Source organism: Aeromonas sp. FDAARGOS 1416 (genome assembly GCF_019048085.1).
Lineage (GTDB): Bacteria > Pseudomonadota > Gammaproteobacteria > Enterobacterales > Aeromonadaceae > Aeromonas > Aeromonas veronii.
The window spans coordinates 835,596-851,999 of the sequence record NZ_CP077301.1 but is presented as its reverse complement, the minus strand read 5'-3'; the positions used below and the strand labels follow the sequence as shown (position 1 = coordinate 851,999).

Annotated in this window: 13 protein-coding genes and 1 tRNA gene; 4 read left to right on the top strand and 10 right to left on the bottom strand. The window is 59.0% G+C overall.

Translation table 11 applies throughout. From position 1 onward, the window contains the following. Positions 1-79: 79 nt before the first annotated feature. The 9 genes from I6L46_RS03855 to tadA all read right to left on the bottom strand — a co-directional run bounded on the left by I6L46_RS03855 (position 80) and on the right by tadA (position 11,127). Complete coding sequence (locus I6L46_RS03855; protein WP_216977435.1) at positions 80-1,495, bottom strand: basic amino acid/polyamine antiporter; 1,416 nt, start codon at positions 1,493-1,495, stop codon at positions 80-82. A 9-nt stretch (positions 1,496-1,504) separates the two neighbouring features. Beyond that, positions 1,505-2,407, bottom strand: coding sequence for a homocysteine S-methyltransferase family protein (locus I6L46_RS03850; protein ID WP_216977434.1), 903 nt, complete (start codon positions 2,405-2,407; stop codon positions 1,505-1,507). Positions 2,408-2,700: 293 nt separating this feature from the next. Beyond that, positions 2,701-3,243 carry a hypothetical protein gene (locus tag I6L46_RS03845; RefSeq protein WP_069555291.1) on the bottom strand — a complete coding sequence of 181 codons (543 nt, stop codon included), beginning with the start codon at positions 3,241-3,243 and terminating at the stop codon, positions 2,701-2,703. 19 nt (positions 3,244-3,262) lie between these two features. Then, complete coding sequence (locus I6L46_RS03840) at positions 3,263-4,582, bottom strand: hemolysin family protein (protein ID WP_005334094.1); 1,320 nt, start codon at positions 4,580-4,582, stop codon at positions 3,263-3,265. Between the two features lie 190 nt (positions 4,583-4,772). Next, a complete protein-coding gene (phoU, locus tag I6L46_RS03835) occupies positions 4,773-5,483 on the bottom strand; it encodes a phosphate signaling complex protein PhoU (protein WP_139406435.1) in 711 nt (236 codons plus the stop codon). Between the two features lie 85 nt (positions 5,484-5,568). Further along, positions 5,569-6,387 (bottom strand): phosphate ABC transporter ATP-binding protein PstB, encoded by an 819-nt coding sequence (gene pstB, locus I6L46_RS03830; RefSeq protein ID WP_216977433.1) that lies wholly within the window; start codon positions 6,385-6,387, stop codon positions 5,569-5,571. A 133-nt stretch (positions 6,388-6,520) separates the two neighbouring features. Beyond that, positions 6,521-8,170, bottom strand: a complete 1,650-nt coding sequence (gene pstA, locus I6L46_RS03825; RefSeq protein ID WP_216977432.1) for a phosphate ABC transporter permease PstA — start codon at positions 8,168-8,170, stop codon at positions 6,521-6,523. Between the two features lie 32 nt (positions 8,171-8,202). After that, positions 8,203-10,440 carry an ABC transporter permease subunit gene (locus tag I6L46_RS03820; protein WP_005350696.1) on the bottom strand — a complete coding sequence of 746 codons (2,238 nt, stop codon included), beginning with the start codon at positions 10,438-10,440 and terminating at the stop codon, positions 8,203-8,205. Positions 10,441-10,644: 204 nt separating this feature from the next. Further along, entirely contained in the window at positions 10,645-11,127 is a 483-nt protein-coding gene (gene tadA, locus I6L46_RS03815) for a tRNA adenosine(34) deaminase TadA (protein WP_254203152.1), read from the bottom strand. 316 nt (positions 11,128-11,443) lie between these two features. Between tadA and I6L46_RS03810 the strand changes: the two genes are divergently transcribed. The 4 genes from I6L46_RS03810 to aceA all read left to right on the top strand — a co-directional run bounded on the left by I6L46_RS03810 (position 11,444) and on the right by aceA (position 15,567). Further along, positions 11,444-11,520: transfer RNA gene (locus I6L46_RS03810), tRNA-Pro, on the top strand. Between the two features lie 223 nt (positions 11,521-11,743). Beyond that, a complete protein-coding gene (locus tag I6L46_RS03805) occupies positions 11,744-11,884 on the top strand; it encodes a hypothetical protein (RefSeq protein WP_205422401.1) in 141 nt (46 codons plus the stop codon). 688 nt (positions 11,885-12,572) lie between these two features. Further along, positions 12,573-14,180: a malate synthase A gene (aceB, locus tag I6L46_RS03800; RefSeq protein ID WP_216977430.1), complete on the top strand. Its 1,608-nt coding sequence runs from the start codon at positions 12,573-12,575 to the stop codon at positions 14,178-14,180. 73 nt (positions 14,181-14,253) lie between these two features. Continuing rightward, positions 14,254-15,567, top strand: a complete 1,314-nt coding sequence (gene aceA, locus I6L46_RS03795) for an isocitrate lyase (RefSeq protein ID WP_005344572.1) — start codon at positions 14,254-14,256, stop codon at positions 15,565-15,567. A 106-nt stretch (positions 15,568-15,673) separates the two neighbouring features. Here the strand turns inward: aceA and hda are convergent, their stop codons facing one another. Then, a complete protein-coding gene (gene hda, locus I6L46_RS03790) occupies positions 15,674-16,375 on the bottom strand; it encodes a DnaA inactivator Hda (protein WP_013723920.1) in 702 nt (233 codons plus the stop codon). Positions 16,376-16,404 lie beyond the last annotated feature (29 nt).

The window sequence follows — 16,404 nt, the reverse complement described above, 5'->3', positions numbered from 1 at the left end:
AAGCCCCTGATAACCAGTCCCTGATAACAAGAGAGCGCCACGGCGGCGCTCTCTTTTATGGTCAGTCACATCTTCGATATCAGAGATGAGCGAACGACCAGACGGCGGGGATCAGGCTCAGCAAGGTCACTCCGGCCAACAGCCGTTCGCGACCACTCAGGCAAAGATCTGCGCCCAGCTGACGACGGCTGTAGAGAAACAGCAGCAGACCCGGCCCGTAGAGCAACAACGACAGCAGCAGATACTCCACCCCGGCAGCATAGAGCAGCCAGAAACCGTAACAACTCGATACCAGCGCTACCGCCCGCATCAGACCGCTGCCCTGCCCGCCCTCACCCTTCTTGCTGAACGAGAGCTTGAGCAAGAACAGGCCGATCAGCAGGTAGGGCACCAAAATCATCGAGGTAGAGATAAGCAGCAGGCTGGTGTAGCCCTTGCCGAGCAGCCACACCAGCAGCAGGCAAGTCTGCACCGTCAGGCTGGTGAGCCAGAGCGATGCGATAGGCGTCCCGTTGCGGTTCTGGCGCCGGAAGATAGCAGGAAACGCGCCGTGTCGGGCCGCGCTGAACGGCACCTCGGCCGAGAAGAGGGTCCAGCTCACGTAGGAGGCGAGCACCGAGACGATAAGGCCGACGCTGATGAGCAGCTTGCCCCAGGAGCCGGTCATCTGGGCCATCAGCCCTGCCATGGAGGGGTTGGGCAGCGCTGCGAGCTCGGGCCGACTCAATATTCCGAGCGCCAGCACCGAGATAAGCACATAGAGCAGCAGCGCCAATAGCACCCCAAGCACGGTGGCCGTGCCCACATCCCGCCGATTTCGGGCGCGGGCCGACAACACCGCAGCCCCCTCGATACCGGTGAAGACCCAGAGGGTGATGAGCATGGTGTTGCGCACCTGCTCGGAGACCGGCACCGCCAGGGTGCTGCCCTGCTGATCCGCCGCGAAGGTGACCGGATCGAACCAGTAGCAGGCAAACAGGATAAACAGCAGCAGAGGCAGGCTCTTGGCCAGGGTCGCCACCAGATTGAACAGCGCCGCCTGCTGCACGCCGCGGGCCACCAGCAGGTGCACAGCCCAGAGGATGCAGGACTCGCCGACAAACGCTGCCAGCGTGTTGCCCTCACCAAACCAGATCTGCTCGGGGGTGTCGATAAAGCTGCCAAGCGCCGCAAAGGCGATCACCAGATAACCCACCACGCCGATGGTGGCGCAGAGCCAGTAGCCCCAGGCAGAGAAGAAGCCTACCAGCTCGCCAAAACCGGCGCGGGCGTAGCTGTAGATACCGCCGTCGAGATCCGGCCTGAGTCGCGACAGATAGAGAAAACTCATGGCGAGCGCCAGGATGCCCACACCCGTCACGCCCCAGCCGATCAGCACGGCGCGGGCGCCTGCCACCTCGGCCATGTTCTGGGGCAGGCTAAAAATCCCCGCCCCCACCATGGAGCTGAACACCAGCGCGGTGAGTGACCAGAGCCCAATCTTGCTCTCTTTCATGGAAGCTCCTTAGCGCAACCGGCGGCTCAGCGCCTGAATATGCTCGGGGCCGATGCCGCAGCAACCGCCGATCAAGTTCGCACCGGCTGCGCGCCAGCGCTCGGCCCAGCCAAGGTAATCCAGCGGCCCCAGATCGGCACGGATCTCGTCCAGCCCATCATTGGCGGTGGCCTCCTTGGGTTGCGGCGGGAAGGCGTTGGCATAGGCACCGAGGCGAATGTCAGCGCGGCCCAGCGCCTGCAATCGGGCGCGAGCAACCTCGAGGGCCCCCTCGATCACCTCGGGCTGACAGCAGTTGAACAGGATGGCATCGACCCCGGCCGCCACTAACGTGGTCACCGCATCAGCCACCTGCTCGCCGGAACGCAGTCGCGGTTCGTTGCCAGGCGCCTCATCTTCCAGCGTGAAGGAGACCCAGAACGGCTTGCCATCGTCAGGCAACAGCGCTTTCAGGGCCAGTGGCTCGGCAATCAGGCTCATGGTCTCGGCCAACCAGATATCCACATAAGGGGATAGCGCCCGGATAAGCGGTGTCGCCAGCTCGCTCACCCGGTCCGCCTTGAACAGGTCGGCACGGTAGGATCCAAACAGCGGTGGCAGAGAACCCGCCACCTGCACGGCGCCCTTCTGCTCGTCAGCCACCTCACGGGCCAGTTGACCAGCCAGCGCTGCCAGCCCCTCCCCATCGGCAAAGAAACGCTCATCGCCGATATGAAACGGCACCAGCGCATAGCTGTTGGTAGTAATGACCCTGGCCCCGCTCGCCACATAGGCCTGATGCACATCACGCACCGTCTCTGGCGCCTCCATCAAGGCCAGCGCCGACCACTCGGGTTGACGAAACGGTGCCCCTCGCCGTGCCAACTCGCGCCCCATGCCCCCATCCAGCACCCACAATTCCCTGGTTTCCATCTGTCGTGTCTCTTCGTTATGTGCGTTGTTTATTTGCGTATTTATCTGTTTGTTTTGTTGATCTGCGGTTTCGCATCGAATCGCTGCAGATCGTCCCGCTTCATCCTGGGAAGCCATTTTATTATACAGCCATAAAAACATATGGATGTTTAGATGGCCAAAACAAGATAAAGCAAAGCGCCACGGGCGGCAATCAGTATCAGCAGAAATCAGCGTGCAAACGGCGAGGCAAAAGCAGAAATGCAAGAGGCCACCCGAAGGTGGCCTCATCACAATCTTGATCCGCTGGTAACTTAACGCCCGGCCAGCACTCGCTTAATCTGTTTGACCCAGTCGGAGACCCGACCCTGCTGCGGCAAGCCGCGCCAGATCTGCTCCCACTGGGCAGGGCTGAGCGGACGACCGAGGCGACGCTGCACACCCGCATAGAGATAGTCATGGGCCGTGGTGGCCGCATGCTCGGAGGTGAGGAATTTGGAGACCGGATCGGTCAACCGCACATCCCGCATGCCGAGCAGCGGATAGTCGTTGTGCACCGCCGCCAGCATGGTCTCGCGCATGGCGGACTCGATGTAGCCACGGGCAAACAGGGCGGTAACCGACTCCAGCGACCCCTGATCCGGGCCATGATACTGCTCATCAAAGACCGGGCTCGGCTCGGCCATGCCACTTTGTACCACCGCATCGGGATCCGGCTGCGGCACGACCACGGCAGGCTTGGGGGCTACCGGCTTGGCTGCCACTGTGGCTTTGCGCGGCGCACTCTGACTACAGGCACCCAGTGCCAGGGCGAGCGCGACACAGGCCAGCGCACGGGAATGAGACTGCATCTTCATGACTCTTATGTCGCTCCTTTTACGATTCCTGAGCTGGCTTCTCGGCCACAGCCGGTTCGACCCGGGTAACCAGCAGCTGATCAATCTTGTAACTGTCGATATCCACCACCTCGAACTTGTAACCGGCGTATTTGACCGAGTCAGTGCGCTTGGGGATCTTGCGCAGCATATACATGATAAAGCCGGCGATGGTCTCGTAGTTCTGGTTCTCGGGGAACTCTTCGATATCGAAGGCGCGCATCACGTCGGAGATGGGGGTAACCCCGTCCACCAGCCAGGAGTTCTCGTCGCGCTGGACGATCTGCTCTTCCACTACGTGGGTCGCCCACTCGCCCATGACGGTACTCATCAGGTCGTTCATGGTGACAATCCCCACCACCAGCGCGTACTCATTCATCACCACGGCAAAGTCGCCTCTGTGGTTCTTGAAGTACTCCATCGCCTCATAGAGGTTCAGGGTATCGGGGATGATGATGACGTTCTGCACCAGGTTGCCACCGATCAGGTCGATGCTCTGGCCGCCGATAACGCGGATCAGCAGCTCTTTGGCATCGACAAAGCCCTTGATGCTGTCGAGGTTGTGGTCACAGACCAGAAACTTGTTGTGGGGATGTTCGGCGATCTTCGCCTTGATGCTCTCTTCACTCTCTTGCAGGGTGAAGTAGATGAGGCTCTCGCGGGCCGTCATGGCAGAGGTGACACCAAGGGACTGCAACTCGAACACGTTCTCGATGAGCTGATGCTCCTCGCGCTGGATAACCCCCGCCTCGGCACCGGCATCCATCACCGCATAGATATCGTCGGAGGTGATCTCGTCGTTACGCACCGTGGAGACGCGCATCAGACGGAACAGGGAGTTCGCCAATCCGTTGAAGACCCACACCAGCGGCATCAAAACGGTGACGAAGAAGAGCATGGGGCGCACCACCACCACGGCAATCTGCTCGGGCATGGTCATGGCCAGACGCTTGGGCATCAGATCGGCGATCAGGATAAACATGCCGGTGACGAACACGAAGGAGGCACCGGAGCTGATCTCGCCAAGCCAGGGGCCCTGGTAGAACTGGGAGACAATCCCCTTGATGGCGGGGTTGAGGGCAGACTCACCCAGGATACCGCCCAGAATGGCGACGGTATTGAGGCCAATCTGCACCACAGTGAAAAAGTTGCCCGGCTGGGCCTGCAGGGCCAGCACCTTTTCGGCCTGGCGATTACCTTCATCCGCCATCACCTGCAATTTGATTTTGCGAGACGCGGCGAGAGAGATCTCGGAGAGGGAGAAGAACACACTGCCGCCAACCAGCAGCATTAAAAAGAACAAACTATCGGCAAAACTCATGATTAACCTATTGCTACACCCGCCTTAGCACAAGACGGCAAACTGGGCCCGGGAGACCGGACCGTGAGCCCATCCGGGACTCACACAGGGGGAGTATTCTATCAGAAAACAGCCAGTTGGGGGCTTTATCTTACTCCGACCAGTTATGCAACAAAAAAGGCGCTTCACGCGCCTTTTTATTCACTTCCGGTTAGCCCTTGCCCAGCAGGGTGCCCAGATCGTCCGCCTTGGTATGGCGTACATCCTTGCCTTTCACGTAGTAGACGATGTACTCGCAGATGTGCTGGCAGCGATCGCCGACCCGCTCGATGGCTCGCGCCGCCCACAGCACGTTGAGCACCTGGGGGATGGTGCGGGGATCTTCCATCATGTAGGTCATCAGCTCGCGGATGATGGACTCGTACTCCCGGTCTACCTTGTCATCTTCCTTGTAGACCGCCAGCGCTGCATCCAGATCCATGCGGGCGAAAGCGTCGAGCACATCGTGCAGCATCTTGATGGTGCGACGGCCCATGTTCTCCAGCGACACCAGCGGCGGCTGCGGCTTGTTGGCGTTGTCGGTCAGCATGCGGGCGATCTTGTCGGCCACGTCGCCAATGCGCTCCAGATCGGTGATGGTCTTGATGATGGCCATCACCAGTCGCAGGTCGGAGGCAGTCGGCTGACGCTTGGCGATGATGCGGGTGCACTCCTCGTCGATCGCCACTTCCATCGCGTTGACCTTGTGGTCGTTGGCCACGATCTTGCGCGCCGCATCGAGATCCTGATCGTGGATCGCCGCGATAGCGTCGGTGAGCTGCTGCTCCACCAGACCGCCCATCACCAGCACCTGGTTGCGCACGTTCTCTAGCTCGGCATTGAACTGACCGGAGATGTGTTTATTGAGGTTCATATTGTCCATACAAATAATCCTTGATTGCTCCGATTATGCCTTAGCCGTTGAACCGACTGCCAATCTGTTTGCTGAGATTCATCCTCTCCTCTCCTTAGCCGTAACGACCAGTAATGTAATCTTCGGTCTTTTTCTTGGCCGGGGTGGTGAAAATGGTGTTGGTATCCGAGTACTCGATAAGCTCGCCCATATACATGAAGGCGGTCTGATCCGACACTCGCGCAGCCTGTTGCATGTTGTGGGTCACGATCACCACGGTGAACTGGCTCTTGAGCTCGTTGATCAGCTCCTCGATGGTGAGGGTGGAGATGGGGTCGAGCGCCGAGGTCGGCTCATCGAGCAGCAACACTTCCGGCTCGATTGCAATGGCGCGGGCAATCACCAGACGCTGCTGCTGACCACCGGAGAGACCGAAGGCGTTGTCGTGCAGACGATCCTTCACCTCGTCCCACAGGGCCGCACCGCGCAGGGAGCGCTCGGCAGCTTCATCCAGAGTGCGACGATCGTTGATCCCCTGCAGGCGCAGACCATAGACCACGTTCTCGTAGATGGACTTGGGGAACGGGTTCGGGCGCTGGAACACCATGCCCACCTGACGGCGCAGGGCGGAAACATCGACGCTCTTGTCATAGATGTTGTGGCCGTGCAGTTGGATTTCCCCCTCGATGCGGCAGATCTCCACCAGATCGTTCATCCGGTTGATGCAGCGCAGCAGGGTCGATTTACCACAGCCTGACGGGCCGATAAAGGCGGTCACCTGCCCTTTGGGGATCTTCATGTTGACGTTGAACAGCGCCTGCTTGCTGCCGTAGTACAGGTTGAGATCCTTCACCTCCAGCGCGGTCTGCTCCGAGGTCAGGTTGAGCAGGTCCAGCGCGGTGTGCTGGGTAGACGTGGTCGTTACGTTGATCATCTGTTACCTCAAAATCTATCTGGAGTGGCCGGACTGCTGCCGGCGCCCCTCACGTATTGGTGCAGAGAGATGGCGGCTCGCGCTCGGCCGCCCCTCTGTTATCTCACTCTTGTATCACTCATGCGGCGCCGAATTAATGCTCCAGCGACCGGAATTTCTCGCGCAAGTGGTTACGAATACCGATAGCGGTCAGGTTCAGACCCACGATCACCGTCACCAGCAGGAAGGAGGTGGCGTAGACCAGCGGGCGGGCCGCCTCGACGTTGGGGCTCTGGAAGCCGACGTCATAGATGTGGAAGCCCAGGTGCATGAACTTGCGCTCCACATGCAGATACGGGAAGTTGCCATCCATCGGCAGGGTCGGTGCCAGTTTTACCACCCCCACCAGCATCAGCGGCGCCACTTCACCGGCTGCACGGGCAATAGCCAGAATAAGGCCGGTCATGATGGCCGGGCTCGCCATCGGCAGCACGATGCGCCACAGGGTCTCGGCCTGGGTCGCGCCCAGTGCCAACGAGCCCTGACGGATGGTGCTCGGGATCCGCGCCAGTCCCTCTTCGGTGGAGACAATCACCACCGGCAGGGTCAGGATAGCCAGGGTCAGCGCCGACCAGATCACGCCGGGTGAACCAAAGGTTGGGCTCGGCAGCGCTTCCGGGTAGAAGAGGCGGTCGATGCTGCCCCCCAGGGTGTAAACGAAGAAGCCCAGACCAAACACGCCGTAGACGATGGAGGGCACGCCCGCCAGGTTGATCACCGCAATGCGGATGATCTTGGTCAGACTGTTCTTGCCCGCGTATTCGTGCAGGTAGACTGCCGCCACCACCCCCAGCGGGGTCACGATGATCGCCATCAGGAACACCATGAACACAGTGCCGAAGATAGCCGGGAACACCCCGCCCTCGGTGTTGGCTTCACGGGGATCGTCAGAGACGAACTTGCCGATCTGGTGGAACCAGTGACCCACCTTGGCCAGCAGGCTCATGTCGTTGGGCCATACCACGTCCAGTACCTTGGACATCGGCATGGTCACCAGCTCGCCACGCATATCCTTGACGGTAATGGCGTCGCGGTCCGCTTGGCTACGCAGGGAGAAGAGCTCTTTTTCCAGCACCTGATAGCGATCGTTGAGGGCCTGACGCTCGCTGGCCAGTTCGGCTTTGAGCTGCTCGGTCAGCTTGTCATCCAGCTCGGCCTTGCGCTCTTTCAGGCGCAGCCGCTCCAGTTGATAGTTGATGCTGCCGATGTCCCCTTTTTGCAGATCGTTGGCCTGTTCTGAAAGGGCATTGGCTCGCGCCAGCACCCGCTGCAGGGCAGAATGCAGATCAGAGGTGAGCTCGCGGCCATCCTCTTTCACCCCGACGATATAGCCATAGAAGTTGCCGTTGGTGGCACGCTCAACCATGGCCAGCTCAGCCGGCTGGCTCTGGGACTTGATGTCCGTCTCCAGCACCCAGCGAAAATCGAGGTCAACGAACTCACGGTTGCCGGTCTTGACCAGATAGCGGGTCAGCAGCTCGCGCTCTTCCCCTTCCAGTGGCAGACCTGCGGCGCGCAGTCGCTCCACCGGTACCTGCTCGCGATCGTTGATCTCGCCGATCAGTACGCTCTTGTTGCCGCTGGCGTCTTCCAGCTGCCACTCATAGATGGGGTGCGGCCAGAAGTAGACCAGACCACGCCAGCCGATCAGCAGCAGCAGACCCAGTACCGCCACCAGACTCAGGCTGACGGCACCGCCGGTCATCCAGATCCAGGGGGCCCCTGATTTAAACCACTTACCCATTGTCGATTCCTTGTCCATTACAGAGTCGCCCCTTACATCGAGCTGTATTTTTCACGCAACCGCTGACGGACAAACTCGGCCAGGGTGTTGAACAAAAAGGTGAACACAAACAGGACGAAGGCCGCGAGGAACAGTACCCGATAGTGGGAGCTGCCCACTTCCGATTCCGGCATCTCCACCGCGATGTTGGCGGCGAGGGTGCGCAGCCCCTGGAACATGGAGAAGTCCATGATGGGGGTGTTGCCGGTAGCCATCAGCACGATCATGGTCTCGCCCACGGCGCGGCCAAGGCCCATCATCACCGCAGAGAAGATGCCCGGGCTGGCGGTGAGGATCACCACCCGGCTCAGGGTCTGCCACGGGGTGGCCCCCAGCGCCAACGAGCCCTGGGTCAGGTGCTTGGGCACCGAGAAGACCGCATCTTCAGCGATGGAGAAGATGGTGGGGATGACCGCAAAGCCCATGGCGATACCGACCACCAGCGAGTTGCGCTGGTCAAACTTGATGCCCATTTCATGAGTCAGCCAGATGCGCGAATCGCCGTGCATAAAAGCATTCTCGATGAGCGGGCTCAGGGCGAAGGCCCCCCAGCCAATCAGCAGCAGCACCGGGATCAGCAGGATGGCGTGCCACCCCTCCGGCAGCAAGGACTTGCCGCGCTCCGGCAGATAGTTCCAGAGCAGTGCAGTCAGCAGCATCCCCATCGGCAGCAATACCAGCAGCAGGATCACCCCGGGCAAGGCACCCTCGATGATCGGCGCCAGCCACAGACCCGCCAGGAAGCCCAGGATAACGGTCGGCAGCGCCGCCATGATCTCGACCGTCGGCTTGACGTATTTACGCAGCCCCGCCGACATGAAGTAGGCGGTATAGATGGCACCGGCCACGCCGAGCGGCACAGCAAACACCATGGCGTAGAAAGAGGCTTTCAGCGTACCGAATACCAGCGGCACCAAACTCAGCTTGGCTTCAAAGTCGTTGCTGGCGGAGGTGGATTGCCACACATACTGGGGCTCCGGATACCCTTCGTACCACACCTGTTGCCAGAGGGCAGACCAGGTCACTTCGGGGTGTTCGTTCTCCACCGAGAAGAGCTTGAAGGTATTCCCTTGCTGCATCAGCAACAGATTGTGACGAGGGGAGATGGCCAGGGCAGAGAGTTCGCCCCCTTCCACCGTCTCGGTCAGCAGCTTGGTCTCGCCGGTGGCGTGGAAGAAACTGATGATGCCATCCTTGTCGGCACTGATGAAGCCTTTGCGAAAGTGCTCAGGAGTCAGCAGATCTACCGCACCATCACCCTTGAAGTCACGAATTTGGGTGAACTGGCGTTTGCCATCCTTCGCCACTTCGAACCACTGGGAGATGACGCCGTTGTCATTACCCACCAGCAGTGAAGAGGCGCCGGAGAGCAGCTGAACCCGGGTCACATTGGCGTTGGGGGCATTGATCTCCAACACGTTGCGCAGGGAGATTTCGCTCAGGTTATGAATGTCATAGACGGAGAGGCGATTGCCCTCGCGCACGAACAGGATCCGCAGATTAGGGGTCAGCAACATCTGATCCACATGGCGCGGCAGGGAGGGAATCGTATAGTTTTCACTGCTCCACTCAATCTCCCCGGAGATGAAGTTCTCCTCACCGCTCATCACCGTCATCACACCACGACCATCTTCGGTCACGGCGGCGGTCGCCATCTTGTCCTTGGTGGCTTCGAACACCATCAGTTGCAGTGCCTTCCCTTGCGGGTCGATCACCACAGGCTCTTCGCCGAAGGGATATTGCAGGCTGGGTTCAATCACCCGCACATCGTTGGGATAGGAGACCTTGAACGCTGGCTGGACGACCTGCGCCTTGCCATCGGCAAAGCCGTAAGCGATCAGCCGCTGACCAGGAGCAGGGGTCGCTACCGTGGTGATGTCACCAGCAACCTGGGCCTGACCCAGTGACTGGCCGACCTTGATCTTGTCATCTCCCTGCACCGCAAAGAAGTTGACCTGCCCTTTATCGCTGAAGCGATAGCCGATCTCGTTCTGCTCTTCCACGCCGAGCCAGGCGGTCTTCCCTGCGGCAGGCAGGGTAAACGAGGCGGTCGGCTCCATGGAGGCGCCATTGAAGATGGGTTTCACCACATAGAGCAGATAAAAGAAGATAAGCAGCAGCGCCACCAGTACCAGGGCTCCGCCTGTGGTGACGCCATATTTGGCCAATTTATCCTTGATCCGGCGTTTTCTACTGCCCGCCATGACCAGGTTTAACGATTCCGATGACATGCAAGACCTCAATGTAAGCTAGGCTTCGCGGCATTATATGGCGGTTGCATGACAGTTTTGTTACATCGAGAACGCTTTAACAGAGGTTGTTAGCGGAAAAACGGGCGGGGATCCCTTCGAAGGTGGGCGAGCATAATATATTGTTTATAAAGGGATATTTATGCTGATAATCAGCAAGGGCAGCCTGCGCTGCCCCCGAATGATTCAGGAAAGGGTATCGTTTGATTGTTGCAGCGCCAGTTTGGCCGCCTTTTTCTCGGCACGGCGGCGCTTGAAGAAGGCCGACAACTGGGCCGAGCAGGCATCGGCCAGCACACCGCCGGTCAGCTCGACACTGTGGTTGTGGCGCGGGTCCTGCAAGATCTCGAACACCGACCCCGCGGCACCGGTCTTGAGATCTCGGGCGCCGTAAACCACCCGCTTGACCCGGCTATGGATCAGCGCACCGGCACACATACAGCAGGGCTCCAGCGTCACATAAAGAGTGGTGTCGAGCAGCCGGTAGTTCGCCAGCTGCTGGCCCGCCGCCCGGATTGCCATCACCTCGGCATGGGCACAGGCATCGTGTTCGCTGATGGAGCGATTCCACCCCTCTCCCACCACCTGACCATCCAGCACCAGTACGGCACCGACCGGGATCTCGCCAATCCCTTCGGCCCGGGCGGCCAATGTCATGGCATGGCGCATCCACTGTTCGTCCTGCTCGGTCTGACTTGGTGTCTCTGGGACCTCTGATGGTTTCACGCCCATCCCCTCTTTATATATATTGTTCAATTGTGCTGTTTGCATTCTCGCTATCCACATCTGTCAGATGATTCCATAGATAGCTGGCATGATAGCTCGCGGTGACAGGGCGGCGATTATGCCAAATCTGCACGTCAGACCCAAGCCACATCCAGACTGAGCAATAAAGAAGCAATCGGCATCTCTATGATAAAAAAGGAGTTGCACCCGTTTGGCCATGCTATTAGACTTCCTCCCCGTCAGCCGAGTCTGACTCCGTCGGTGTGTAGCGCAGCCAGGTAGCGCATCTGCATGGGGTGTAGAGGGTCGGAGGTTCGAATCCTCTCACACCGACCATTTTCCCTGAGAATAGCCCAGTCAAACGACTGGGCTATTTTTTTGCCTCCGATTTATCCTCCTGACAACGCCAGCCTACCAAGAACAAAAAATACTCAGAACCACTTGAATCTTTTTGCCGAACTCATTAAGATGCGCAACTTTCCGCCGGTAGACAACACAGGGAGGTGGAAACACGATTGAAGGGATCACTGTCCGGCTTGCGTGCAACACAGGACCAGGCATGAACCAGACCACAGATCTCACACCCGCCAATGCGCTTTATTCCGTTCCTCACGACACCCCTTGCCATACCGAAAACGAAGATGAACAGGTCGTCCAGCTGGATGTGATCGATCTTGCCGAACCGGATGATGACTATTAAGCCCGGCCAGATGGCCGCTCAATCCCCGGCGCATCGCCTGTTCAACGCCCTCTGTTTCCCGCCCTTGGCGAGAAATAAGCAAAAAACGACAAACTGCTAATTCCATCTAGGATGGCAGCATTATTGACTGAAGCTTCTCCCCCCTCCCTACCCGACATTCCCCCCGACAACTGATACAAACCTACGTTATTGCGCTTCACTTTCCATCACTGCAGCCGCAGGTGCCAACAAAGCCTGCATCACCACGCCAAGTTTAAAACGCACGTTCACCAACCAGACCTAGCAATAGCAAAACTTTCATTGCCACATTCAAACGCACTTTATACAGCTGTTTTGGCAAAGCCTGGAGTTAGGTCGGGATTTGTTTTTGCATTTGTAATTTTATTACGTAATAAGTTACAAGGTAAGGGGCAGGGTAACGGCCCAAATTAGCCGTTGTCAGATGGGAAAAAGCAGGAGCATAACCATCTGCGTAGAGCTTTTATACCAACCAAATAAAGCAATAAAAAACATCAACTTAACCATATCCAAAAAACAGGTGTTTAAAAAAAACTGTTGACGTACTCAACAATATTTCGCACCTTATCAATCGTGTTACCCCGTTGTTGCGGGAACGTTTCAGGAACAGGGATTCGACTTTAGTCGTAGTTAGTAAGTTCAAAATGTAATTCTCAAAGGAGTGAACCTTATGTCGGCACCGGCTCAGACCCACTGCAGCGCTCGCCTTCGCATCCAGGGCGAGATGCTACCCGAATACGCGCAAATTCTGACGCCGGACGCGGTGGCTCTGGTCTCCGAACTGGTGGAACGTTTTGCTCCCCAAAGAGGGGAATTGCTGAAACAACGTGTGGCACGTCAGGCCCGTATCGATGGCGGCGAGTTACCGGACTTCCTGCCGGAAACCGCCCACATCCGTGACGGTGACTGGACCATTCGCGGCATTCCCGCCGACCTGCAAGACCGCCGTGTGGAGATCACCGGCCCGGTCGAGCGCAAGATGGTGATCAACGCCCTCAACGCCAACGTCAAGGTGTTTATGGCGGACTTCGAGGACTCACTGGCCCCCGCCTGGAACAAGGTGATCGAGGGTCAAATCAACCTGCGCGATGCAGTCAACGGTACCGTCTCCTACACCAGTCCGGAAGGAAAGGCCTATACCCTGAACCCCAATCCGGCAGTGCTCATCTGCCGGGTGCGCGGTCTGCACCTGCCGGAAAAACATGTCACTTTCGATGGCGAGCCCATCCCCGGAGGCCTGTTCGATTTTGCCCTCTACTTCCTGCACAACTATCAGGCGCTGCTGGCCAAAGGCTCCGGCCCCTACTTCTACGTGCCCAAGCTGCAGAGCCATCTGGAAGGGCGCTGGTGGAGCGAGGTATTCGCCTGGACCGAGGACAAGTTCGGTCTGCCCCGCGGCACCATCAAGGCCACCGTGCTGATTGAAACCCTGCCGGCCGTGTTCGAGATGGATGAGCTGCTCTATCAAATGAAGGATCACATCGTCGCGCTGAACTGCGGCCGCTGGGACTACATCTTCAGCTATATCAAAACCTTGAAGAACCATCCGGATCGGGTACTGCCTGATCGTCAGGTGGTGACCATGGACAAACCGTTCCTCTCCGCCTACTCGCGGCTGCTGATCAAGACCTGTCACAAGCGCGGTGCGCTGGCGATGGGTGGCATGGCCGCCTTTATTCCGGCCAAGGACGCTGCCGTCAACGAGCAGGTCTTCGCCAAGGTCAAGGCCGACAAGGAGCGCGAAGCCAACAACGGCCACGACGGTACCTGGGTCGCCCACCCTGGCCTCGCTGATACCGCCATGGCGGTGTTCAACGCCACCATTGCGGCTGGCGCCAAGAACCAGATTGGCGTGCTGCGCGAGCAGGATGCCCCCATCACCGCCGCCGACCTGCTGGCCCCCTGTGAGGGTGAGCGCACCGAGGCAGGGATGCGCACCAATATCCGGGTCGCCCTGCAATATCTGGAGGCCTGGATCAACGGCAACGGCTGCGTGCCCATCTACGGTCTGATGGAAGATGCCGCCACCGCCGAGATCTCCCGCACCTCCATCTGGCAGTGGATCCGCCACGGCAAGAGTCTGTCGAATGGCAAGGTGGTGACCAAAGAGCTGTTCCGCCAGATGCTGGCCGAGGAGTTGGAGGTGGTCAAAGCCGAGGTGGGTACTGCGCGCTGGCAGGCAGGACGCTTTGCCGAGGCAAGCGAGCTGATGGAAGAGATCACCTGCGCCGATACCCTGATCGATTTTCTGACGCTGCCCGGTTACGAGCGGCTCTGAATCACGGGCCCCCAGCGGGGCTCGCCAATAACAAGTCAATGGAAACGTGAAATCAATGAAAGAGGGAACTGATATGGCACTGACCCGTGAGCAACAGATCCAGGCTATCGAGAAAGACTGGGCGGAAAACCCCCGCTGGAAAGGGATCAAGCGCGGCTACAGCGCCGAAGACGTGGTGAACCTGCGCGGCAGCTTGCAGCCGGTGCACACCCTGGCCCAGCGTGGAGCCGACAAGCTGTGGGGTCTGATCCACGGCGACGCCAAGAAAGGCTACGTCAACTGCCTCGGCGCCCTGACCGGTGGTCAGGCAGTACAGCAAGCCAAGGCGGGGATCGAGGCGATCTACCTCTCCGGCTGGCAGGTGGCGGCGGACAACAACTTGTCCTCCACCATGTATCCGGATCAATCCCTCTACCCTGCCAACTCTGTACCGTCCGTGGTGGAGCGTATCAACAACTCCTTCGCCCGTGCCGACCAGATCCAGTGGGCCAACAAGGTTGGGCCGCAGGATGAGGGCTTTATCGACTACTTCCTGCCGATCGTGGCCGATGCGGAAGCCGGTTTCGGCGGCGTGCTGAACGCCTTCGAACTGATGAAGGGAATGATTGAAGCAGGCGCCGCTGGCGTGCACTTCGAAGATCAGCTGGCATCAGTCAAGAAGTGCGGTCATATGGGCGGCAAGGTGCTGGTACCGACTCAGGAAGCGGTGCAAAAGCTGGTTGCCGCCCGTCTGGCAGCCGATGTGTGCGGCACCACCACCCTGGTGATCGCCCGTACCGACGCCAACGCCGCTGACCTGTTGACCACCGATGCCGACCCGTACGATGCAGACTTCCTGACTGGTGAGCGCACTGCTGAAGGATTCTACAAGGTGCGTGCCGGTATCGATCAGGCCATCGCTCGCGGTCTGGCTTACGCCCCCTACGCCGACATGGTGTGGTGTGAAACCGCCAAGCCGGACCTGGACGAAGCACGTAAATTTGCCGAAGCAATCAAGGCCAAGTTCCCGGATCGCATCCTGGCCTACAACTGCTCCCCTAGCTTCAACTGGAAGAAGAATCTGGACGATGCCACCATCGCCCGCTTCCAGCAGGAGCTCTCCGACATGGGCTACAAGTACCAGTTCATCACCCTCGCGGGTATCCACAACATGTGGTTCCACATGTACGAACTGGCCTACCAATACGCCCGTGGCGAAGGGATGAAGCACTACGTCGAGATGGTGCAGGAGCCGGAATTTGCCGCCGCCAGCCGTGGCTACACCTTCGTGGCACACCAGCAGGAGGTCGGTACCGGTTACTTCGACAAGGTGACCACCGTCATTCAGGGTGGCCAATCCTCGGTCACCGCGCTGACCGGCTCCACCGAAGAAGATCAGTTCCACTAATAAGAGAGCTGCCTTGAAATAGCAAAACCCCGGCCTGAAGCCGGGGTTTCTTTTTATCTGTAATTCAAACGAAAGTCAGGCGCACAACCGCACACAGTCGAGAGGCTCAGAGCTCGAGGATCTCTTTGACAAAGGGAATGGTCAGCTTGCGCTTGGCGCGAAATGAGGCGTTGTCGAGCTGATTGAGAGTGGTGAGCAGGGTTCGCATATCGCGGGAGAGTCGGTTGAGCAGGAAGCGGCCCACATCGATGGGCAATTTGAAGCCCCGCAGCTCGGCACGCAGCTGCAGGGCACTGAGCTTGCCTTCGTCATCCAGCTCTTCGAGATGGAAACTCACCCCCCAGTCGAGGCGCGAGGCGAGATCCGGCAGTTGCAGCCCCAGCTTGCGCGGCGCGCTGCAGCCAGTGACCACCAGCGTCCCCTCGCCCTTCTCCTGCCAGCGATTGTAGAAATCAAACAGCGCCCGCTCCCACACGGCATTGCCGGCGATCGCCTCAAGGCTGTCGAGACAAACCAGCGGCAAGCTTTCGAGGGCATCAAGCATGCTGGGGTCGAGCTGTTCAAACTGATCGAGGGAGAGATAGGCCGCCGCCGCATCGCGGGCGTTGACCTCGGCACAAGTGGCGTGGAGCAGATGAGAGCGTCCGGATCCCTTGGCTCCCCAGAAATAGAGGAAAGGCGATCCCTGACCGATGGCCGCGTTTTTGAGGGCGGTGATCAGATGAGCATTGTTGCCGGGATAAAAACTGACGAAGGTTTCATCATCCGGTAGTTGTACGGCTAAAGACAGTTGGGCCGGTTGCTTCACTCGTTGGGCTTTGACTGTGACATTTGTGG